The organism is Pedobacter sp. AC163 (assembly GCF_979258665.1).
In genome coordinates, this window is record NZ_OZ409872.1 from 2,801,878 (window position 1) to 2,823,545 (window position 21,668).

The following is a 21,668-nucleotide window of genomic DNA, read 5'->3' on the forward strand; positions in this document are numbered from 1 at the left end:
TTAGTTTTGTATAATCAATTTACATTTCAACCCTTTTATTATGAGAAAGTTTGTGATTACAGTGCTGATTCTATTGGCTTCGTTTTCAGGTTTTACACAAATTGTCAGTCTTAATCAAAAGGAGATATCGACTTTGAAGTTGGAAAATTCATCAACGGAGAAGAATAAAAAGCTTTACCGTAGTTTTGAAAAACTGGTTTCTTCTTTTCTCCTGGAACAACCAAATCCGATTGATACGATCAGGACTGAAGGTCTATTAAAAGGAAATCCAAAAAAGGTAAAAACTCAGCAGGCATTGGCCGATATGAATAAAATGTATACGCTTGCGCTACAATATCGGCTTAATGGAAATAAACAATATTTAGACAAATCTTTGTCCTTCTTAATCGCATGGGCAAAAATTAACCAGCCAAATGGTAACCCGATAGATGATACCAATTTGGATAAAGCGGTTGAAGCCTATGATCTCATTAAAGATTTTATTGGTGGTAAAGACAAGGCATTGATCGAAAAATGGCTAAAGGAAACCGCCTTGGCAGAGATTAACAGCAAGCGAATGCAATCCGGCAGAGGCACCGCCATAAACAACTGGAATGCACACCGATTAAAGGTTGTTGGGGAAATTGGCTACACGCTAAACGACAAGGCATTGATCGATTGGACAATTGAAAAATTAAAGCAGCATATCAATATCAATTTGTATGCTGACGGTACCAGTTTAGATTTCAAAGAACGTGATGCTATGCACTATCATATTTATGACCTGGAACCGATGCTGGAGCTTGCCATTATGATTGATCGGGCAAAAGGCGAAAATTTTTACACCTATCAATCTGGCGCCGGCTCTTCGATACAAAAAAGTGTTGCTTGGTTAATTCCGTATATGAAAGGCGAAAAGCAGCATGAGGAATATGTGCATACAACGGTTAAGTTTGATCGCGACAGAGCGAAAAACAATGAACCCGGCTTTGCCCCCGGAACTATGTTTGAGCCAAAGCTCGCCTTGCCCGTTTTACGCCTTTCTGTTTACTTTGATCGAGGCCAAATCGATTTGCTAAATACCTTAGAGGAGAATGCTGGTTTCCAGCAATTGATAGACCAGGTTAAAAGAGATTCCAAATAACAACTTTCAAAAAAAATAAACTTTCAATAATTTTTGAAACTTTAAAAATGTTGTTATATTTGTTTATGGAATTAGCAGCAGCAAAACTAAAATTCATTGAAGCATGGGGTAAGTTGGGATCGGAATGGGGCGTTAACCGTACAATGGCTCAGGTGCATGCCTTATTATTAATTTCTCCTGAAGCATTAACTACCGAAGAGATTATGGAAACTTTGAGTATCTCCAGGGGAAATGCGAATATGACTTTGAGAGATTTAATTGGATGGGGATTGATTGAAAAGCAGCATAAAGCCGGCGAAAGAAAGGAATACTTTTTTGCAGATAAAGATGTTTGGAACATTGCCAGGCAAGTAGCCAAGGAGAGAAAAAAGAGAGAGTTGGAGCCGGTATTGAAAGTATTAAACGAGCTTTCTTCTGTTCAGGGCGATGATAAAGATCCGGAATACAAAACGTTTAAAAAATCGATCACCGATATTAATAAGCTTGCTGGAAATGTAGATAAAACACTGGAAACCATGCTAAAAGCTGAAGAAAGTTGGTTCTGGGGATCTGTTTTAAAGGTTTTTAAATAGCCCCAACTCCAACCCTCCCAGAAGTGGAGGAGTTTAAAGCCTAAGCGGCTTTATTTTTTAACCCAATCTTTCATTTTTTACTGAAAGTTTAAAATATAGAAACGATGAAAACGCTAAACAACCACGTCATTTTATTTGATGAAGAATGTCCAATGTGCCACTTTTATACCAAGGGATTTGTAAAAGCTGGCATGTTGGATTTAAACGGAAGAGCAGCCTACCAGCATACGCCGGCACATCTTTGTCCGCTGGTTGACAGGCAACGGGCGGCTAATGAAATTGCATTAGTTAATACGGAAAATGGCGAAGTAACTTATGGTATAAAAAGTTTGTTTAAAATCATTGGTCATGCCATGCCGGTATTTAAGCCGCTATTTGCATTTGGGCCATTCCTTTTCATTATGGCTAAGTTTTACGCTTTCGTTTCCTACAACAGAAAAATTATTATTCCTGCAAATACCAAAGCCGATAGTGTTCAACCTACTTTTAAAATTCACTATCGTATTGCCTACCTCCTGTTTACCTGGTTTTTAACGGCATACATTTTAACGGCTTACGCCCATTTATTAAGCGATTATGTTCCACTGGGAAGTGCTTATCGGGAGTATTTTATTTGTGGCGGACAAATATTTTTTCAAGGTTTAATTATTAGTTTTTACCGCAAAGAGAAGCTTTGGGATTATTTAGGCAATATGATGACGATTTCTTTTGCTGGCTCACTTCTCTTGACCGTAGGTTTGCTGGTTCATCAGCTTTTTAATATCCATCCCGCACTTTATGTTTTATACTTTTTAGTTGTAGCCGGCCTAATGTTTCTAGAACATATTCGAAGAAGTAACATTTTGAAACTGGGTTTGGTAATGAGTATTACCTGGGCAGTTTATCGTCTAATTATTTTAGGTTTAATTTTTAACTTTTAGCAGTCATGATTTACAATAAAATAGTGTTAGCTGGTGGAAATGGGTATTTGGGTGGCTTGTTAGCCAAGCACTTTAGTGGCTTAGCAAACGAAGTAATCATTTTGAGTAGAAAGGAAAAAGCGCAAAATGGAAATGTAAGAACAATTTTATGGAATGGGAAAACGGAAGGTAATTGGACCGAAGCTATTGACAGCGCTGATTTATTGGTAAACCTGTGCGGCAAAAACGTAAACTGTAGGTATACCAAACAAAATCAGCAGGAAATAATAGATTCAAGGGTTATTCCTACTCGCCTGTTAAATACTGTGATACAGACTTTGCTCAATCCGCCTAAGCTTTGGATTAATATTACTTCCGCTACTATTTATCGCCATGCCGAAGATCGCCCACAAGATGAATATACGGGAGAAATTGGCTACGGCTTTTCTATTGATGTATGCAAAGCCTGGGAAAGTTGTTTTTTCGAGACAGAAACGCCTGGAACGAGAAAAATAGCGCTAAGAATGGGAATTGTATTGGGCCGCAGCGATGGCGCATTTCCAAGATTGCTTAACCTGGTAAAATTTGGTTTAGGTGGCAAACAAGGTGATGGCAATCAGTTTGTGAATTGGGTACATGAACAAGATGCGATTCACAGCATTCAATGGTTACTAGAAAACGAAGCCATTAGCGGTGTAGTAAATTGTACTTCTCCAGATGCCGTGACCAATAACACGCTCATGAAAACCATTAGAAAAACCTACGGAATTCCGTTTGGTTTACCCACGCCAGCCTGGTTGCTTAGTATTGGTGCGGCAATTATTGGTACCGAAACCGAATTAATTTTAAAAAGCAGGTGGGTAAAACCAGCTGTATTACTCGATAATGGGTTTGAATTCCAATATGGAAAAATTGAGGAGGCTGTACATGATATTGTGAGTTTGCGAATTTGAGAATCGGATATTAAACTCTGAATAGAGGTTGAACTTTACGAGATTGTCACGAAATGCTTAAGAAGCATTTCTCGCAATTGCGAGGCACGAAGCAAACTTACAATTATGGTTTTGTATTCTATCGCACTGGGATTGCTTCGTGCCTCGCAATGACGTGGAGGCGAGAGATTAACCCGCGGATTAAAATGATTTACGCAGATAAGATAGCGATCTGCGTAAATCTCCGCAATCAGCGGGAAAGGAATTAAGCGAAAATTGGTTATAGTTTAAGGCGGTCGTCATTGCCTGTCTGCGGAAGGCAGGCGAGGTACGAAGCAATCTCATTCTTGGTTTGTGCTATCAAATGAGATTGCTTCTCCCGATAAAATCGGAATCGCAATGACGAAAAACAAAGACATCAATGGTAGATTGCCACGAAATGATGAAAAATCATTCCTCGTCGACCAACAGTTGTGGATACCTATCTTATCTTTCGAAGGAAGTCATCGTTGTAGCTAAAGCAAAAAAAAGTCCCGATTTTCATCAGGACTTGAATTCTATTTAACTTCTTCGTAATCTACAAAGTCGCCGAGTTTATCCGTTTTACTTTGATCGGGTTTAGGCGGCATATAATCTATAGATATTGCGCCTTCCGGTTTCGATCTTCGTTGTTGCTGCTGCCCCTGTCCGCTTGCTTGTTGTTGCATTTTGCTGGCCAGGTTATTAAACAGCATCGGCAATATCAATCGAATCAACATTCTGATGATCCAAAGAACTAATATTGCGATGAATATAAATTTAATAAATGCCATTCTTTAATTTACTGTTGTTACAAATATAGACGTACCAAAATTTATTTTGTTACGTCTCAATTCTTTAATTGCATTCCCATTACAAACCTAAAAGGCGAAAATATGAAAGAAAGTTTTATTCTTCTACAATTTCTGCCACTCTCCCAACCTGCCCATCTTCCAACTTTACTTTGATTCCACGTGAGTGAAAAGCCGCTGAGGTAAGTAGCGCTTGAACCACCCCATAAGTAATATTTCCTGAGCGCTGATCCTTTTTTAAGATGATGCCAACTTCTAAACCTGGGTAAATATCTTTTCTGTTCTGACCGTTCATTTGCTTCAAAATTCTGAATAAATTTCGATTTTTAGCAATATGGAAGTAAAAACGTTACTTAGCAAACTTTTCGTTATACATTTTTTCCAGGGCAAACATTTCATCACGCAATTTTGCAGCCTGTAAAAAGTCCATATCTTTTGCGGCTTTCTGCATGTCCTTTTTGGTATTATCTATCGCTTTTTGCAACTCAGCTTTACCCATATATTGTACAATTGGATCAGCAGCAATGCTAATTTCTGCATTTTCTACATAAGCTCTTGCTTTATTATCACTGGCTTTCTGAGAGAAATCAAGTACTGAAGTCTGCTCTAAAATCGCTTCGCGAGATTTACCAACTGTTTTAGGGGTAATGCCATGCTCGAGATTGTAAGCAATTTGTATATCGCGACGACGGTTGGTTTCAGAAATTGTCTTTTCCATGCTCTCGGTGATTCCGTCTGCATACATAATTACCCTGCCCCGATCGTTACGGGCGGCACGTCCAATGGTTTGAATGAGTGATTTCTCTGACCGTAAAAAGCCTTCTTTATCAGCATCCAAAATGGCTACCAAAGTTACCTCTGGTAAATCCAGTCCCTCACGCAGCAAGTTAATACCCACTAAAACATCGAATTCCCCTAAACGTAAACCACGAAGAATTTCTACCCTTTCTAAAGTTTTTATCTCCGAGTGGATGTATCTTGTTTTAATGTTTAAACGATCCAGATATTTGGTCAATTCTTCGGCCATGCGTTTGGTTAAAGTTGTTACCAAAATACGTCCGCCATCTTTTATGGTTAAATCGATTTCATCCAGCAAATCATCTACCTGATTAATTGCAGGCCTGATTTCGATTACCGGATCAAGTAAACCCGTCGGACGAATCACTTGCTCTACCACCACACCTTCCGATTTCTCCAGTTCATATTCGGCAGGCGTTGCGCTTACATATATGGTTTGCGGTGCCAAAGCCTCAAACTCGTTAAAATTTAGCGGTCTGTTATCCAGCGCAGCTGGCAAACGAAATCCATACTCTACGAGTGATAGTTTTCGTGACCTATCGCCACCATACATGGCCCTGATCTGCGGCACCGTAACGTGGCTTTCGTCAATCACCATCAGATAATCATCTGGAAAATAATCTAACAAACAGAAAGGACGCATACCAGGCTGGCGACCATCGAAGAAACGTGAATAATTTTCAATTCCTGAGCAATAACCCAACTCCTTCATCATTTCGATATCGAAGTTAGTGCGTTCTTCCAATCTTTTTGCTTCCAATAAATGCCTGTCGGCGATCAACTGGTTTTTGCGGATTTCCAGTTCTTCCTGAATTCCCCAGATCGATTGATTAAACCGATCTTTTGGGGTAACAAAGAGGTTGGCCGGGTAAATGGCCATATCTTCCAACTTTTCCAATGTTTTACCCGATACCGGATCGATGGCAGAAAGTTCTTCAATATCATCGCCGAAAAAAGAAATGCGATAGGCATGATCTAAATATGCCGGGTAAATATCTACGGTATCACCCTTAACCCTAAAAGTTCCCCGTTTAAACTCAGTTGTGGTGCGAGAGTATAAGATTTCTACCAAACTATGTAAAAAAGCATTTCTAGAAATCCTTAAACCTACGCCAAATCGGAAAACCATCCGGGAAAAATCTTCAGGATTTCCCATACCGTAAATGCAGGAGATGGAGGAAACCACAATAATATCTCTTCGACCGCTCATTAAAGACGATGTGGTGCGCAAACGGAGTTTTTCAATCTCCTCGTTAATGCTTAAATCTTTTTCAATATAGGTATTGCTCGAAGCTATAAAAGCCTCTGGCTGATAGTAATCGTAATAGGAAACGAAGTAATTAACCGAATTCTCAGGAAAGAAATTCTTGAACTCGCCATAAAGCTGAGCGGCCAAAGTTTTGTTATGACTTAAAATTAGCGTGGGCTTCTGGGTTTGCTCAATTACGTTGGCTATGGTAAATGTTTTTCCAGAGCCTGTAACACCCAATAATGTTTGATAATGTTCGTTGGCGTTTACACCATCAACCAATTGCTTAATTGCATTTGGCTGATCTCCGGTAGGTTTATATTCTGAAGTAATATTGAATTCCATTGTTAACCAAATTTAGTCAAAATTGATGTGATAAGCAATTTTGATGAGCTCTCTTCCTCGTGTAAAACCTTAAAACAGTTAGGGGGATTCGGAATTACAGGATAAACAAGAAACAGGCAGAAAAGTTAGAAATAGTTGGAATAAAATGAAGAGATTCCAACCGAAGTTCAAAACGATTTAAAACCGTTGGTTTTTTATTTCATAATTTCCTAATCCTATCTCATTGACTTTAAATTAGCATCAACCTAGTAAATCTAAAGTTGAACTTTTGATTTACTAAGTAAAAAAAATCCTCGCTGAAATTATTCAACGAGGATTTCTAATCAAACAGTAAAATATCTATTTACTTCCTGCCACTTTCATTGGGTTTGAGCCAACCGACTGGCCTCTAACCGCGGTTGCAGCTTTCATTTTAAATGCTCTGAATTTACTTTCTTTTGCTTTGCCGCCCCAAGTGTTATTACTTGTATCAATATCAGCTGTTTCACGTAATGGATCAACTAAAATTGAAGCTACTTCTTTATCCTTAACATAAAACTTAGATGTTTTCAACTCATTGTGCCTCCAGATTTGTGCAGGGATACGATCAATTTCCTTGCTTCCATCTTTATACGCGAATTCTACAATAATTGGCATAACCAAACCGCCCTTATTACTAAAACTCAGCTCGTACAAAAATTTATTCGCATACTTGGCCTGGTCTCCTTCCGGGACAACTTCGTAAGGCATTGCCGTTTCTTGTTTTGTTGTAGCAGTGGTATCAACGGTAACCATACCTCTATCATACTTATAATAGAAATCTTGTGCGCCTGTATTTTTATCAACGTAGAAATTAATTTTCTTATCCTCACGGTTTCTGATTTTCGAAATATCTTCGAAAGCATTTAAAGCAGGCTTGTCCACTTTAACCATTCTAGATCTTGCCGCCGGCACCTCTTTCGGAAAATCAGCTTTGGCAAATTTCACGCTATCCAAAGAGATATCACAAGGATCTGTTCCATAAAACCAACCTCTCCAAAACCAGTCTAAATCTTCGCCGCTGGCATCTTCCATGGTACGAAACAAATCAGCAGGTTCAGGATGTTTAAATGCCCACCTTCTCGAATATTCTTTGAAAGCATAGTCAAATAATTCCCTTCCCATAATGGTTTCGCGAAGGATATTTAAACCTGTAGCCGGCTTTGAGTAAGCATTCGGACCAAAGCGAACAATATTTTCAGAGTTAGTCATGATTGGCTCGAGCTCATCCTTCGGCAATTTCATATAATCAACAATGGTATAAGCCGGGCCTTTCTTGCTCGGAAATTTATTGTCCCAAAGTTCTTCCGTTAAGTATTCAACAAATGAATTTAAACCCTCATCCATCCAGGTCCACTGGCGCTCATCACTGTTTACAATCATTGGGAAAAAGTTATGCCCAACCTCGTGAATAATTACGCCCAACATTCCGTTTTTGGTGCTTTCGCTGTACGTTCCGTCTGCATCGGTACGGCCGTAGTTGAAACATATCATTGGATATTCCATTCCGTTGGCGGCTTCAATACTTTGTGCTACCGGGTAAGGATATGGGATGGTAAAATCAGAATAAGTTTTAATGGTGTGCGCTACCGCTCTTGTAGAGAATTTGCTGTATAAATTGTAAGCTTCCTTACCATAAAAACTCATACACATTACGGTGTTGTTGTTAGCCTCAATTTTTTGTGGCATAGCATCCCAAACAAATTTCCTGGAAGAAGTCCATGCGAAATCACGAACGTTGTTGGCATTAAATACCCAGGTTTTTTTAGCAGTAGATTTTTTACCCTCAGCAGCTTTTGCTTCGGCTAAGGTCTGGATTTCTACCGGAGCTGTAGCTGTTTTTGCGGTGTTGTATCTGCTCAACTGGGTTGGTGTTAACACTGCGCTGTAGTTGATACATTCACCAGTTGATCCAACCAGGTGATCAGCTGGAACGGTCATTTGAACTTTAAAGTCGCCGAAAGTTAAGGCAAACTCACCTCTGCCTGTAAACTGGTGGTTTTGCCAACCCTGAAAATCGCTGTACACACATAAACGGGGATACCACTGCGTCATGGTGAAAAGATAATTCCCATCTGCAGGGAAAAACTCATATCCACCTCTGCCGCCAACGCTCATCCTGTCAGTAATTTTGTAATTCCAATTGATATTGAAAATATACTTCTGTCCGGTTTTTAAAGCTACGGGCAAATCAACCCTCATCATGGTTTTATTCACCGTGTATTTTAAACTCTTGCCTGTTGCATCTGTCAGTTTGGTAATGTTGATCCCGTTGCCATTATCGCCTTTGGCACTCAATTGATCAAGTGTTTGCGTAGTTCCGCCGGCAGGCATTTTCGTTGCATCCTGGTAATTTGCACTTTTAGAAGTACTGTGTTCATTTTCATCCAGTTGCAACCAAATGTAAGTTAAAGGATCAGGAGAATTATTGGTATAGGTAATAGTTTCAGAACCTGTCAACATCAGGTTTTTTTCATCCAATTCGCACTTAATGTTATAGTCCGCTCGTTGTTGCCAATACTTTACGCCTGGCGCACCACTTGCTGTACGCTGCTCATTTGGGGTAGGCAAAATAGTACCCAACTGCTCAAATTTATTTCCATGGTTGCTACCAGGATTGTTCTGAATGTTTTGAGCCGTAGCCATGCTACCAGAAATAAGAAGCAGGCCAGTTAATGTAAACAATTTATTCATGATGTTTTCTAATGCTAAAAGGGTATTCTTTCTAAAGCCATTTTTAAAGCCAGGCTAAATACGGCTGCCGATATAAACAAAACCCAGCTAAAGCGCCTAATTCTGGTGTAATTAAAAATAATAAACGTAATTAATAAAATGATTAAAACCATAAAAACCTGCCCTGCTTCTAAACCAACATTAAAGCCGAACAAACCCCAGCCTATATTCTGGTCTTTCGCAAGCATCATTCTAATAGAGTTTGCAAAACCCATCCCGTGTACCAATCCAAAACCAAGCGCCAAAAAATAATTTATCTTGATCGATTTTAAGGAAAAATTCTTTCTAAATAGATTACTCACTGCAGTAATGACAATAGTGCAGGGAATTAAAAACTCTACCCATTTGCTATCAAAACGAATAATATCGAGCACACTCAAAAGTAAAGTTAGCGAATGCCCTACTGTAAATGCAGTTACCAAAATCAATACTTGCTTTAGGTTAGTGTAGCTGTAAATTGCAACCAGGGCCAATATAAACAGCTGGTGATCCAAAGCATCGGCACTGATGATATGGCTCCAACCTAACTTAAAGTAGAAAATAAAATCTTGTAACGGCATGAATAATTCGATAACTAACGGGATGTGATAGTTTTAAAGCTTAAAATTAAGTTAATAATTCTGAAAAGTTAACATTTTCGCAAAACAACAGATAAGTTTACCTAAAATGTTACTGACATAGGGGTTGATAGAGGAACATATATTCCTTTTGATCAAAATTTCGAATCGAGAGAAACAAGTCTCTCTATTGAATCACAACATCGTAGCGATAATTTCGTAAATTCGCATTTCATCGGTTCAATCATGAGTAAGATAAAATTCTTTTTTGCCATTCTGATATGCGGTTACGTTTGCCTTGCATTTAATGTGAAACATCCATTACATGTAAGCACAACTGAGTTAAACTACAATCAGCAAGAAAAAACGATTGAGGTAAGCTGCAGAATTTTTACTGATGATTTTGAATCGATACTGGCCAAAAACTACAAGCAAAAAATAGACTTAACTAATCCTGCAATTAAAGGTAAAATGGATGAGGTGATTAAAAAATATATCATTTCCCATTTACAAATTAAGGCGAACGGAAAGCAGATTAACATGCAATATGTAGGTTTTGAGATCGATCATGAAGCCACCAATATTTATCTGGAAGTTGAAAAAGTTAACAGTTTTAAATCAGCAGAAGTTACCAATATTATCTTATACGATTTGTTTGATGATCAGATGAGTATCGTTCATATTGTGAAAGGCAAAATCAGAAAAAGTACCAAGATTTTGTATCCAGACAAAAAGTTTACGGCAAACTTTTAAGTGTCATTTTTGTATTAAATATTAAATTACTGTTAAAATAACACTATTTTTAGTATCCCGTTAACATCAAAATCATACCTGCGGGAAGAATTATTTATAATCTTAATTTATACACGGCACTGTTAAAATAAGTTATGCATTTAATCATCTTCTCATCTGTTTTAACACCCCGGATAAAGTACATTTTCAATTTTATCTTTAAGGAAATACTCAGAGCCGAAATAGAATTCACCGGAAACAGCCAATATTTTTTACAGAGCCAGCACGTTAAAATTAGCTATGGAGAACAACCATTCGGAGACGAGATTTTTTTTAAAAGCACTGCCATTCTCTTCTCCAACAAGGTTAATGAACTAAATATCAAAACTACTCCTTTTGGCGAATACCAGGTGCCATTTCCGGTAGAAAGTTCTGCACTTCCTTTTGATGTTTTCGCTGCATCTTTTTTTATTGTAACGAGATATGAGGAATATTTGCATCAGCAAAAAAACGATGAGGAATTTAAGGCCATAAGTAGCTACCAATATAAATGGAAGGTTTTAGACCGACCCATTATCGATGAATGGGCACTGCTGATTAAAAATATTATCCGCAAAAAGCACCCCACTGTAAATTTCGCAGATAAAAATTTTAGCAGTCAGCCTTGTATTAACTTTAGTATTACACCAAATGCTCCTGAGGGTTTTTTAAGGAAGACACGATTTATATTTAGCACTTTATTCAGCAAAGAAAACAGTTATTTAAGTTCAAAATTTGATCAACTAACCGGCTTTGGCATTAACAATGAAACGGCCTTAACTGCACTTGAAACGATAATTGAAAAGCAAAAAATCAAGCCCGTATTTTTTATAAATTTTCCAAAAGTAGCAATTGAATACATTCAGGAGAATGGAGTCTCCCAAATGCTAACTAACAAAAGCGTTGGCTTATTACGACCTTGCGCAAGTGATAAGGAAAAAATAAATGAAATTAAAGACGGCATATTCAAGCTAAAAAAGATTTTACCTAATCAAATCAATTTAAGCAGTCAACAATTAGAAACCTTAAAATTCCCGATTTGCTACCTTAACCTATTGAACTCCGGCATTACTACAGATTACTCTATGGGTTATCCAGAAGTTTCGGGTTTTAGGGCCGGAACTTGTACACCATTTAACTGGTACGATTTGCAGCTGGAAAAGGTGACAGCACTATTGGTTAAGTCTTATTGCCTAAATGACTCGGTTCTACAAAATATGAGCTTGGATGATATTAAAAAAACGCTAAAAGACTATATCGATGGCGTAAAATTTGTTAATGGCCAGTTTTTAAGCAACTGGGAATTACGTAGTATCTCCAACCATTTGAAATATAAAAAACTGCAGGCTGCTTTTAATGAGATGAACAGCTAGGCAGGTCACAAATTCTTTGTTTTTATCAAAATTAGTCGGTCAATATTTAGCCTGTTTCTCTCTTTATCGTTTTTGAAATGAAGCGTTACCGTATTTTGAAATTCACTGATTTCTACATCGCATAAAAACATTTTCTTTTTGGTTTCTTTTTGACTGCTGTAAAAGGAAATGGGTTGGCTCACCTGTGTTTGCCGTTGCCAGAAAGTAATTTCTGCACCATCGGGTGCAGTTTCAACATCGGCAAAAAGTTTATATTTCCCGTTGGGAATTTCCTGTAAATCTATTCTGATTTGTGCCCCTGTGGTAGAAATAAAATTGTTTCCATTGATAGTGGCTTGCCCGTTAAAACTAACATTCATCAATTGTGGATACACCATCATGGTATCCGGAAGGTAAACCAAAGTGTTTTCATTTATAGGTTTAGCTGATGTGGAGATGGCTTTATCGGCATAATAAAATGCTACGGATGTATAGTCGACAGGTTTATTATTTTGCTCCGGACCATGTTCAATGGTATGGAGAATACTTTTTTCGAAGGGCATTTTATCTGTTAAAAACAGGCGGTAGCCCCCGGTTCGGCTGAAGGGCAAGGAATAATCCAGCGAACCATGTAGAGGCAGGCTCATTTTCCGGTCCCACCGATCGAGCAAAGCATACCAACCTCCATTAAAATAATCTTCAGAACCAGTTCCATGCATGGTCATTTTCCCATCAATTGAAGTGTAGTCATCTCCTTCAAAAAATAGCGTCATCCCTGGATTTAAACCTTGCGCCTGCAAAATAGTGCCTACATATTGCCCTCTACCCTCTCCCTGCAAAAAAACATGTGGCTTACCCATTGCTGCATTTTTATCGTGGTTCCAATAAGTGTAAAATTTCCCTTCCGTATTTGAGTTCCGTGGCAGGGGTAAATAATACCATTTTGCTTTAATTCTTAGCGGCTCTGCCTTTTCAGCCGATGTGGCTTTTCGGTACATTAATTCCACCTTCGCATTTTTATCAAAGGGCATTGGAAAATAATTGTAGTTGATGTTGTTGGCGGTCCCTGCTAACAGACTTTGCATGGATACCCGACCAAAAGCATAGCCAAAAAAGTCGGCCAGCGGCATGTAAACGGCAGGCTGGCTTTCATTATCCCAGGTAATTTTAATATCGATAAGTTTGCTTAATCCTTCAAATAGAAGGGCATTTTCCATTTCAAAACCAACAAAGCGACCGGGCTTATCTACACTTAATAAGGTAACGCTTTCACCGGGATTAAGGATTTTATCGACTGCAAATGCTTCGGCGTTTTTTACCGAAAGATTTTGTCCCTTGATATCTGCCCAAGTTGTAGAAATTTTCTCCAAAGCTGTTTTCTCATCAGCAGATAAAGCTGGATTAAATGTTTTTACAGTAGCTGACTTGCCAAAATTGCGATATTGAATTTGGTAAAACTCAAGTTTCTTACCTCTAAAAACTACCTTACATCCATTTTTGTAGGGGATTGGGAAGTAGCAAAAATAACCTCCAATCTGGTTGCCACACAGGGGAAGATTGAAGGGCGAAACTTTGCCAGAAAACAGGTCTGCAAAACGGATGGAATAAGAAGGCTTTTTACTTCCGTCAAAATAAAAATCGAGTGTATCATTGGTGGGCGTTGGTGTCCAAATCCGATTGATGACCCCAGCCCCCTTATCTTCGAAAATAACCGAGCTTCCATCTGCATTTTTTCTAATAAAGGAATACTTCCCGCTAAAACCATCATCGTTATTCCCTGTTGTATCATAAGATGAAAATTGCTTGACCACCGCATCGGTATATTTTGGCAAATCAGAAAGATTAATCATCGCTCCGAGCTCAGATTGAATGCTGATGATTTTGCGCTGAGCAAAAACATGCACGGAAGATAGAACTATAAAAGTAAGGGTAAAGATTTTACGAAGCTTAGCTAAATTCATAAACTGAGGTTAAGAAAATACTTGGTTATCGCCTAACTAATACGTTTTAGTGATGCGATGAGTAAATTAAAAATTATTCTCTGGCTAAGCAATATAAAATGCCATTTTGATTAATTAGCCATAAAGATGTTACCCATTTACCAATCAAAAACAATAAATTAGCCATACCCTTACCCAAAACCTGCAAAATGACAACTTTCGATTTAAGCAAGACAAAATCCATAGCAAACACGTTCATCGCCGAGCTTCGTGATGAAAACATTCAAAAAGATTCGATGCGTTTTAGAAAAAACCTCGAACGTATTGGAGAGTTCTTCGCCTATGAAATTAGTAAATCGATGAAATATGTTACTAAAGATGTTACTACGCCTTTAGGGGTTTCGCAATGCGAAGTTTTGGAGCAACAACCTGTTCTGGCTACCATTTTAAGAGCGGGCTTACCCTTGCAGCAAGGACTATTGAACACCTTTGATAAATCGGAATGTTGCTTCATTTCCGCTTATAGAAAAGTTAAAAAAAGCGGCGACTTCGTGATCCAAATGGATTACATCTCTACTCCGGATTTGGATGGTAAAATATTAATTATGGCCGACCCGATGTTAGCCACCGGACAAAGCATGGTGATGTGCTGCAAAGAATTAATGAATAGATATCGTATTGCCGAGCTGCACATTGTAGCCGCTATTGCCAGTACCGAAGGCGTAACTCACGTAAAAGCCAACCTCCCAAAGGCTAAACTTTGGCTGGGAGCCATTGATGAGGAGATGACCAGCAAATCTTACATTGTTCCAGGCCTAGGCGATGCCGGAGATTTGGCTTATGGAGAGAAAGTGTAATCAAGATTACAAGGATTTAAGGATAAAGCAGGATGTAGCAAGAAAATAAACAGGGCTAAAAAACATGAACATTCTTTTTGTTTGCAGTAGAAATAAGTGGCGTAGTGCAACTGCGGAGACAATTTTTAAAAACCACAGTCAACACCAGATTCGCTCTGCAGGCACTGCGCCATCTGCCAGAATCAAATTAAACTCAGGCCATATATTATGGGCAGATCTCATCTTCGTAATGGAAAAAAAACATAAACAAAGAATAGCTGAAAAGTTTAATGATGAGATTGTAAATAAGCGGATTATCATTCTGGACATTCCAGATGATTATCAATACATGGATGAGAGTTTAATTGAAGAATTACAAACTAAAACGAAAGACTATCTATTATTAACATAGATGATCTACTTTTGTAAAAACATTTTAATGAAGAAACACATCTTTTTCGACCTCGATCATACCATCTGGGATTTTGATCGGAATGCCGAAGAAACCTTGAACGAACTTTATCATACCCATAAATTAAAGGAACTTGGCCTACTATCATGCTCCGATTTCATTTTAAAATATACGGAGAACAACCATCAGCTTTGGGCAGATTATCACCTTGGAAAAATTACCAAAGAATTTTTACGGGCAGAACGTTTTAGCAAAACCTTTATTCAATTGGGGATTCACCCCGATTCGGTACCGCACCAATTTGAAGATGATTACGTCAGTATTTCTCCAACCAAGACTAATCTTTTTGAGGCTGCTGAAGAAGTTTTGGCTTATCTACAGGAAAAATATTCTTTGCATATTATTTCAAATGGATTTAAGGAAACGACATTGACCAAAATGAATTTATCCAATTTAAATCCTTATTTCGAAAACGTAATTATTTCTGAAGATGTGGGCGTTAATAAACCAAACCCACAAATTTTCGAATATGCACTGGATAAGGCCAAAGCAACAAAGGCAGAGAGCATCATGATTGGCGATAGTTTGGAAGCAGATATATATGGCGCTTTGAATTTTGGTATGGAAGCTATTTTCTTCAATCCGTTAGAAAAGGAAAAACCTGCCGATGTAGCCAAACAAATTACTCATTTGAAAGAATTAATGTTGCTTTTCTAATTGTTATTTTATCTTTATTAAATGACAAGCTCCAAAGTAAATACATCAATACATAAAATTGTGGATGCTTATAAAAGCAAACTAGCACATTATGATGATGAAGTTTTTCAGGTAACCCCACCCATAAATGGTTGGAGTTATAGCGAGGTGTATTCGCATATATTCGATGCCAGCTTATTATCGCTAATCGCTTTAGAGAATAGTGCTCAGGGCAAAGGTGAAAAGGAAGCGACTCATTTTGCAGTTAAGGTTATTTTATTTCTCGGCGCCTTCCCTCCGTCGCAAAAATATAAAGTGCCTAAACGGTTAATAGATCGAGTAAAAAAAATAACGAAAGCCGAAGCTTTAGACTTCATTCTTGAATTTGAGGAATCGCTAAGTAAAATTTACCCTCTGGTTGCAACAGCCGATAGAACGATCAAAACCAAACATCCTCGTTTAGGATATTTAAATGCAAAACAATGGCTTCGTTTTATCGAAATTCATCTCAAGCACCATTTAAAACAGTTGGTTAGAATTGAGGACAGTTTTAAACGATAAAAATATTTGCTCATATTTGATTAAATCCTTGAGTTTTATGAAACACCTATTTTATCTATTCGCCTTGACGATTTTATGTTCGTGCAATAGCGAAAAAAAAGAAGAGAAAAACGCAGTTGTTGCTACTCCCGGTGGGCTGGAAGGATTGCAGAAAGGCACTCATACTGCCACGGCTACAGCGCAGAACACGGGCAAAACATTAATATTTAATCCTAAACATGGCGAGCCAGGCCATACTTGTGCCTTAGCAGAAGGAGCACCATTGAATCAAGCCGCAACGGCTCAAGCTCAACAACCCGTTACGCAAGCACAGCCCGTAGCAGTTAACGTAACAGAAACAGCTACAGACAACAGCAGTGGAAAAAACTTAAATCCTAAACATGGGGAACCAGGGCACAGATGCGATATTGCTGTTGGTGCACCATTAGATTCGAAACCTGTTCAAGCAGCACAAGCAATTACGGGCAAGCCAGTGGTGACCCAAACTATAAACACCAAAGTGGCTAAAGGAATGAATCCTCCGCATGGTCAACCAAACCATAGATGTGATATTGCTGTTGGTGCGCCATTGACTTCTAAACCGGTTCAACCTGCAATGACAGTTAGCTCATCTCCAACTACTCTTGCACCAGCAACTGTAAAAACTGCGGAAAACCAGACTGGGGCTAAACTAAATCCAAAACATGGTGAATCAGGACACCGATGCGATATTGCCGTTGGTGCGCCATTGAGTTAATATTTTATATTCGGAAAATCAGTTTTGGCTTTATTGAATTGATTTTCCATATCACTTGTCTAGCCAAAGGCGGTAGTAGCCTGAGCTTTCAAATTTACACCTGCAGCGCCACTCCAAAAATGAACAAACTCTCCCCAGTTCATGTCCCTTGAGTACTCGCTTCCGTTTGCCGGGAAATTTTGGGACAACAACACGAAAAACCTATTTAAAGTAGCAGTTCCTCCGTTATTGGCATATATTGGATAGAACCAATTTTTAAACCATTGCGTATTTGCCCGCGGGAAATTATCAACTGTAGCCATACATTTATTATACCAACGATCGGCATCAGCAGTCATCCCCAGCTTTTTGTAAACATCGTACTGATAAATTTCCATCCACTTGCTATCGCCCCAAATTTTAAAAGCTGGAGAGTTATGTTTTCCTTTTGATGCAAACTCAACAATATGACCCACCTCATGGGTTACAATGTCTTTTTCGCCAGCGGTAAAACCAACCCAGGCATTCGCATCTGATAAGCCCACATCAATTACATTTCGATTGTCATGACTGGCTTCGAAATAATTTGAAGGATGACCGCCACTATATTTCGCGGTATGGAAAATGGCAAACAAGCGTTTATCCTGACCAAAATCGCCATAAACATTTCGGGTATATTGCCATACTTTGGTTAGGTAATCGTTTGGCCAGGTAATGGATTTATTCACATCTTTATCAAAATAAACTGCTAAATCATCATTGAAAAATACCCGATTAACCACTTGGTTATGTTCAAACCAATGTTCTTGCCAGGTTAAAGGTGGCTCATTTGCCGAAACTGGGTTTTCATTACTCTTTTTACAAGACGCAAAAACAACAAGAATAATAAAGCAGGAAATAATTTTGATCTGTTTCATCTTATTTGGTTATTAATGTATAATGTTAACGCTCATATTTATCAAATGTTTTTCACTGACTTTTGGATACTTCATCTGGCGATAAACATTTTTTTACATCTTTGCGCTAATGAAGTTACCTACTATAAAAGGATTTGACGAAGAAGCATTTAACAAGTATTTAAAAAATACGGGTTGGCTGATGTTTGGCCGCATCCTGAGTATGATTGTTGGCTTCGTGGTCGCCAGATTTCTGGGGCCGATTTCATTTGGGGATTTAAGCTTTGCCGATGCTTTTACTGCGATTGCTGCTGCAATTGGAGCGTTAGGATTGGACACCTTCGTGATTCGGGAAATAATAAATGATCCTACAAAAAAAGATGAAATACTCGGAACTTCTCTATTATTAAGGTTAACAGTTAACTTGCTCTTGATCCCTGTTTCAATAGGTTTGTATTTATTGTTCCATCATTTTTCTGATAAGCCTGGAGAACCCTTAACGTATGTAGTGGCATTGCTTTCATTTGCAGCTTTTTTTAAATCTTTCAACGTAGTCGATTCTTATTTTCAATCGCAGGTGCAATCAAAATATGTTGTTCAGGTTCAAAATATTTGCGTAATCGCTTCTGCGGTTTTTAAAATTATCCTCGTGTATTTAAAGGTGCCAGTAATATGGTTTGCGTGGGCACTCGTTTTCGATGGTTTTATTCTGGCATTGGGATTAACAATCAGGTATCATTCTAAGGGATTTAGCATCTTCAAATGGCATTTTAAAAAAGAACGGGCGAAATCGTTATTGAAACAATCAGCACCGTTAATATTATCAGCGGTAATGGTTTCTATTTACATGAAGATCGATCAGGTCATGTTAAAAAGTGAAGGAAGTGCAGCCGTCGGGATATATAGTGCTGTAGCAAAAATTAGCGAAGCCTGGTATTTCATTCCGGTTGCAATTGTAACTTCAGTTTTTCCGGCTTTAATTCATGCCAGGAAAACCGATCATGCCCGCTATATTAAACGACTGCAAAATTTATATGATTTACTGGTGGCGATAAGCCTACCTGTTGCACTCATAATCACTTTCAGCTCCAATATTATTATCGATATTATTTATGATAATCGCTTTGCAGGAGCAGAAAATATGTTACCCATTCATATCTGGTCTGGCGTGTTTGTTTTTTTAGGAAGCGCCAGCTCACAATTTCTTCTTGCTGAAGGTTTTACTAAAATCTCCTTTTACCGAACTGCAGTTGGCGCAATAATAAATATACTTCTTAATCTATGGTTAATCCCGCTATATGCAGGCGTTGGCGCATCAATTGCAACATTGATTGCCTGTTCAAGCTCCGCATTTTATATCTTACTCATCCCTAAAACCCGTCAACAAGGAATAATGATGTTAAAATCATTATTTTTGATCACAGCATTTCAAAAAATATTAAAACGTTGAGCACTTTAAAAGCACTTTCTACATTAATTGCAAAACCTAACAGGCTAAAAGCATTACTATCATACGGACATAAAGGTTATCTGAACAGCATTGGATGGTTCACGGCCTTTGATAAAAAACAAGCGGTTGATGGGAAGGGCAAAGCACTCCCTTGGGTAACCTATTCCTTTATCGATTTTATTAAAGAACGGATCAATAAATCTCTACATATTTTCGAATATGGATCTGGAAATTCTACTATTTTTTATGCAGAGAAAGCCGGATCTGTAACCTCTGTTGAGCATGATAAAGGCTGGTTTGATAAGGTAAAAGGAACAAGTCCGGCAAATGCAGAAATGATCTTTTGCGAGCTTCAACGCGATGGGGAATATGCAAAAAAGGCCGCTTTGTTAGGCAAAAAATTTGATATCATTATCGTTGATGGCCGCGATCGGGTACGATGCTGCCGATACAGCTTAGAGGCTTTAACCCCAACGGGCGTAGTTGTTTTAGATGATAGCGAACGCGAAGTTTATGATCCTGCCCGCATTTTTTTAAAAGAAGAAGGCTTTAAGGAACTTAGTTTTAGCGGAATTTCTCCGGGCTTATTTTATGAAAAAGCAACATCGGTTTTTTATAAAGCCGATAATTGTTTGGGCATTTAATCTCCAATGTTATGTTAAGCGAAGAAGTTAAAACAGCCTACGATAATTTTTACACCAACAGTGATGTAGCCTGGCGCATGCTTGGTGCTAAATATAAGGCCAAAAACATTGTTGATGTTTGTAAAGGCATTCGACCGAAAAAGGTTTTGGAGGTTGGTGCTGGCGATGGTAGTATCTTGCATTTTTTAAATGATTGGAATTTTGCGCCCGAACTTTATGCCTTGGAAATTGCCCAAAGTGGTGTAGATATCATTAACGACAGAAAATTATCTCATTTAAAGGAAGCGCAGACTTTCGATGGATATAAGATCCCCTACGCAGATGATAGCTTCGATTTGATTATTCTCGCTCACGTTTTGGAGCATGTAGAGCATGAGCGTATCCTGCTTCGCGAACTGAAAAGGGTAGCCAAATATATTGTGGTTGAAGTACCAAAAGATTACCGTTTTGGCGTAGATAACCGCATGAAACACTTTTTGGATTATGGCCACATTAATATGTATACGCCAACCTCATTGCGGTTTTTATTGCAAAGCGAAGGATTGGAAATTCTGGAAGATAAGGTTTCGATGACAGCGCCAGAAACCGTAAAGTTTAACGAATTCATCAACAGGAAGGCCCCGGAAACCTTTGCTAAGAATTTAAAGATCGAGCTGGAGTACAAAATTAAAAAAACGTTAGGTAATTTATTGGGCAGAAAGAAGCAGGAGCAATTTGCAAATGCGTATACAGTTTTGACGCAAAAGTCAGATCAAAATCTGCATATATTTTAAAGTATTTAGAAAAATTGACCATATAAGGAATATAAGAAAATATAAGTTTTTGTACCAACATTAAGTAAATCTCCCTTTTCAAATACATCCATACTCATTTTAATGAATTAGGAATTATGTTTTTAACAAGAGATTATTTGAAGGATTTGGTTTACAAAGTTAATGGCGCTGCAATTGAAGTTCATAAAGCGTTAGGACCAGGATTATTAGAATGCACCTATCATAAATGTATGATGCATGAATTACAAATAAAGGGCCTAAGTTTTGAAACCGAATTGAGCATTCCTATAGAATACAAAGGTCTCCAACTTGAAGCTGAATTAAGATGTGATTTATTAATCGAAAACACATTGGTCGTAGAACTCAAATCAGTAAATACAGTTGCGCCTATACATATTGCGCAACTTTTGACTTATATGAAACTATTAAACCAACCCATGGGACTAATGATTAATTTCAATTGCACCCACATTTTTAAAGAAGGCCAAAAAACCTATGTAAACGAATTATACGAGAGAATTTTTTAATGCCTTTTGGCTTAAATGAAACTTACATCACTTAAATGG

At 38.1% G+C, this 21,668-nt stretch carries 22 protein-coding genes; 15 read left to right on the plus strand and 7 right to left on the minus strand.

Annotated elements, in window-relative coordinates; all coding sequences use genetic code 11:
- Positions 1-40: 40 nt before the first annotated feature.
- The 4 genes from ACZZZK_RS12015 to ACZZZK_RS12030 all read left to right on the plus strand — a co-directional run bounded on the left by ACZZZK_RS12015 (position 41) and on the right by ACZZZK_RS12030 (position 3,547).
- Positions 41-1,123 (plus strand): alginate lyase family protein, encoded by a 1,083-nt coding sequence (locus ACZZZK_RS12015; protein WP_463484346.1) that lies wholly within the window; start codon positions 41-43, stop codon positions 1,121-1,123.
- A gap of 65 nt (positions 1,124-1,188) precedes the next feature.
- On the plus strand, positions 1,189-1,695 hold the full coding sequence (locus ACZZZK_RS12020; RefSeq protein WP_463484347.1) for a GbsR/MarR family transcriptional regulator: 507 nt from the start codon (positions 1,189-1,191) through the stop codon (positions 1,693-1,695).
- 104 nt (positions 1,696-1,799) lie between these two features.
- Positions 1,800-2,615 (plus strand): thiol-disulfide oxidoreductase DCC family protein, encoded by an 816-nt coding sequence (locus ACZZZK_RS12025; RefSeq protein ID WP_463484348.1) that lies wholly within the window; start codon positions 1,800-1,802, stop codon positions 2,613-2,615.
- A 5-nt stretch (positions 2,616-2,620) separates the two neighbouring features.
- Positions 2,621-3,547 carry a TIGR01777 family oxidoreductase gene (locus ACZZZK_RS12030; RefSeq protein WP_463484349.1) on the plus strand — a complete coding sequence of 309 codons (927 nt, stop codon included), beginning with the start codon at positions 2,621-2,623 and terminating at the stop codon, positions 3,545-3,547.
- Positions 3,548-4,083: 536 nt separating this feature from the next.
- On the opposite strand, the gene ACZZZK_RS12035 is transcribed toward ACZZZK_RS12030, so the two are convergent.
- From ACZZZK_RS12035 to ACZZZK_RS12055, 5 genes are all read right to left on the minus strand, one after another.
- Positions 4,084-4,338: a DUF4834 family protein gene (locus ACZZZK_RS12035; protein WP_463484350.1), complete on the minus strand. Its 255-nt coding sequence runs from the start codon at positions 4,336-4,338 to the stop codon at positions 4,084-4,086.
- A gap of 115 nt (positions 4,339-4,453) precedes the next feature.
- A complete protein-coding gene (locus ACZZZK_RS12040; protein WP_463484351.1) occupies positions 4,454-4,651 on the minus strand; it encodes a YwbE family protein in 198 nt (65 codons plus the stop codon).
- 54 nt (positions 4,652-4,705) lie between these two features.
- Entirely contained in the window at positions 4,706-6,748 is a 2,043-nt protein-coding gene (uvrB, locus tag ACZZZK_RS12045; RefSeq protein WP_463484352.1) for an excinuclease ABC subunit UvrB, read from the minus strand.
- 339 nt (positions 6,749-7,087) lie between these two features.
- On the minus strand, positions 7,088-9,460 hold the full coding sequence (locus tag ACZZZK_RS12050) for a M1 family metallopeptidase (protein ID WP_463484353.1): 2,373 nt from the start codon (positions 9,458-9,460) through the stop codon (positions 7,088-7,090).
- Between the two features lie 14 nt (positions 9,461-9,474).
- Complete coding sequence (locus tag ACZZZK_RS12055) at positions 9,475-10,059, minus strand: HupE/UreJ family protein (RefSeq protein WP_463484354.1); 585 nt, start codon at positions 10,057-10,059, stop codon at positions 9,475-9,477.
- A gap of 243 nt (positions 10,060-10,302) precedes the next feature.
- Here ACZZZK_RS12055 and ACZZZK_RS12060 point away from each other — a divergent pair, with 243 nt between their 5' ends.
- On the plus strand, positions 10,303-10,809 hold the full coding sequence (locus ACZZZK_RS12060; protein ID WP_463484355.1) for a DUF6702 family protein: 507 nt from the start codon (positions 10,303-10,305) through the stop codon (positions 10,807-10,809).
- A gap of 134 nt (positions 10,810-10,943) precedes the next feature.
- Positions 10,944-12,200 (plus strand): DUF7033 domain-containing protein, encoded by a 1,257-nt coding sequence (locus ACZZZK_RS12065; protein ID WP_463484356.1) that lies wholly within the window; start codon positions 10,944-10,946, stop codon positions 12,198-12,200.
- A 5-nt stretch (positions 12,201-12,205) separates the two neighbouring features.
- On the opposite strand, the gene ACZZZK_RS12070 is transcribed toward ACZZZK_RS12065, so the two are convergent.
- Entirely contained in the window at positions 12,206-14,140 is a 1,935-nt protein-coding gene (locus ACZZZK_RS12070) for a glycoside hydrolase family 172 protein (protein WP_463484357.1), read from the minus strand.
- Between the two features lie 188 nt (positions 14,141-14,328).
- Here ACZZZK_RS12070 and upp point away from each other — a divergent pair, with 188 nt between their 5' ends.
- From upp to ACZZZK_RS12095, 5 genes are all read left to right on the plus strand, one after another.
- Entirely contained in the window at positions 14,329-14,976 is a 648-nt protein-coding gene (gene upp / locus ACZZZK_RS12075; protein WP_463484358.1) for a uracil phosphoribosyltransferase, read from the plus strand.
- A gap of 64 nt (positions 14,977-15,040) precedes the next feature.
- Complete coding sequence (locus ACZZZK_RS12080) at positions 15,041-15,367, plus strand: low molecular weight protein tyrosine phosphatase family protein (RefSeq protein WP_463484359.1); 327 nt, start codon at positions 15,041-15,043, stop codon at positions 15,365-15,367.
- A 27-nt stretch (positions 15,368-15,394) separates the two neighbouring features.
- Positions 15,395-16,084 (plus strand): YjjG family noncanonical pyrimidine nucleotidase, encoded by a 690-nt coding sequence (locus tag ACZZZK_RS12085; protein ID WP_463484360.1) that lies wholly within the window; start codon positions 15,395-15,397, stop codon positions 16,082-16,084.
- A 21-nt stretch (positions 16,085-16,105) separates the two neighbouring features.
- Positions 16,106-16,624 (plus strand): hypothetical protein, encoded by a 519-nt coding sequence (locus ACZZZK_RS12090; protein ID WP_463484361.1) that lies wholly within the window; start codon positions 16,106-16,108, stop codon positions 16,622-16,624.
- A 37-nt stretch (positions 16,625-16,661) separates the two neighbouring features.
- Positions 16,662-17,360, plus strand: coding sequence for a hypothetical protein (locus ACZZZK_RS12095; protein WP_463484362.1), 699 nt, complete (start codon positions 16,662-16,664; stop codon positions 17,358-17,360).
- Positions 17,361-17,419: 59 nt separating this feature from the next.
- Here the strand turns inward: ACZZZK_RS12095 and ACZZZK_RS12100 are convergent, their stop codons facing one another.
- The gene (locus ACZZZK_RS12100) at positions 17,420-18,256 is read right to left on the minus strand and encodes a hypothetical protein (protein WP_463484363.1); all 837 of its coding nucleotides are present in this window, start codon (positions 18,254-18,256) and stop codon (positions 17,420-17,422) included.
- A 109-nt stretch (positions 18,257-18,365) separates the two neighbouring features.
- On the opposite strand from ACZZZK_RS12100, the gene ACZZZK_RS12105 reads away from it, so the two are divergent.
- From ACZZZK_RS12105 to ACZZZK_RS12120, 4 genes are all read left to right on the plus strand, one after another.
- Positions 18,366-19,685, plus strand: a complete 1,320-nt coding sequence (locus tag ACZZZK_RS12105; RefSeq protein WP_463484364.1) for a flippase — start codon at positions 18,366-18,368, stop codon at positions 19,683-19,685.
- Positions 19,682-20,329, plus strand: a complete 648-nt coding sequence (locus ACZZZK_RS12110; RefSeq protein ID WP_463484365.1) for a class I SAM-dependent methyltransferase — start codon at positions 19,682-19,684, stop codon at positions 20,327-20,329. The genes ACZZZK_RS12105 and ACZZZK_RS12110 overlap by 4 nt, the downstream gene beginning before the upstream one ends.
- Before the next feature lie 11 nt (positions 20,330-20,340).
- Positions 20,341-21,102: a class I SAM-dependent methyltransferase gene (locus ACZZZK_RS12115; RefSeq protein ID WP_463484366.1), complete on the plus strand. Its 762-nt coding sequence runs from the start codon at positions 20,341-20,343 to the stop codon at positions 21,100-21,102.
- A gap of 116 nt (positions 21,103-21,218) precedes the next feature.
- Entirely contained in the window at positions 21,219-21,629 is a 411-nt protein-coding gene (locus ACZZZK_RS12120) for a GxxExxY protein (protein ID WP_463484367.1), read from the plus strand.
- The last annotated feature ends 39 nt before the right edge of the window (positions 21,630-21,668 follow it).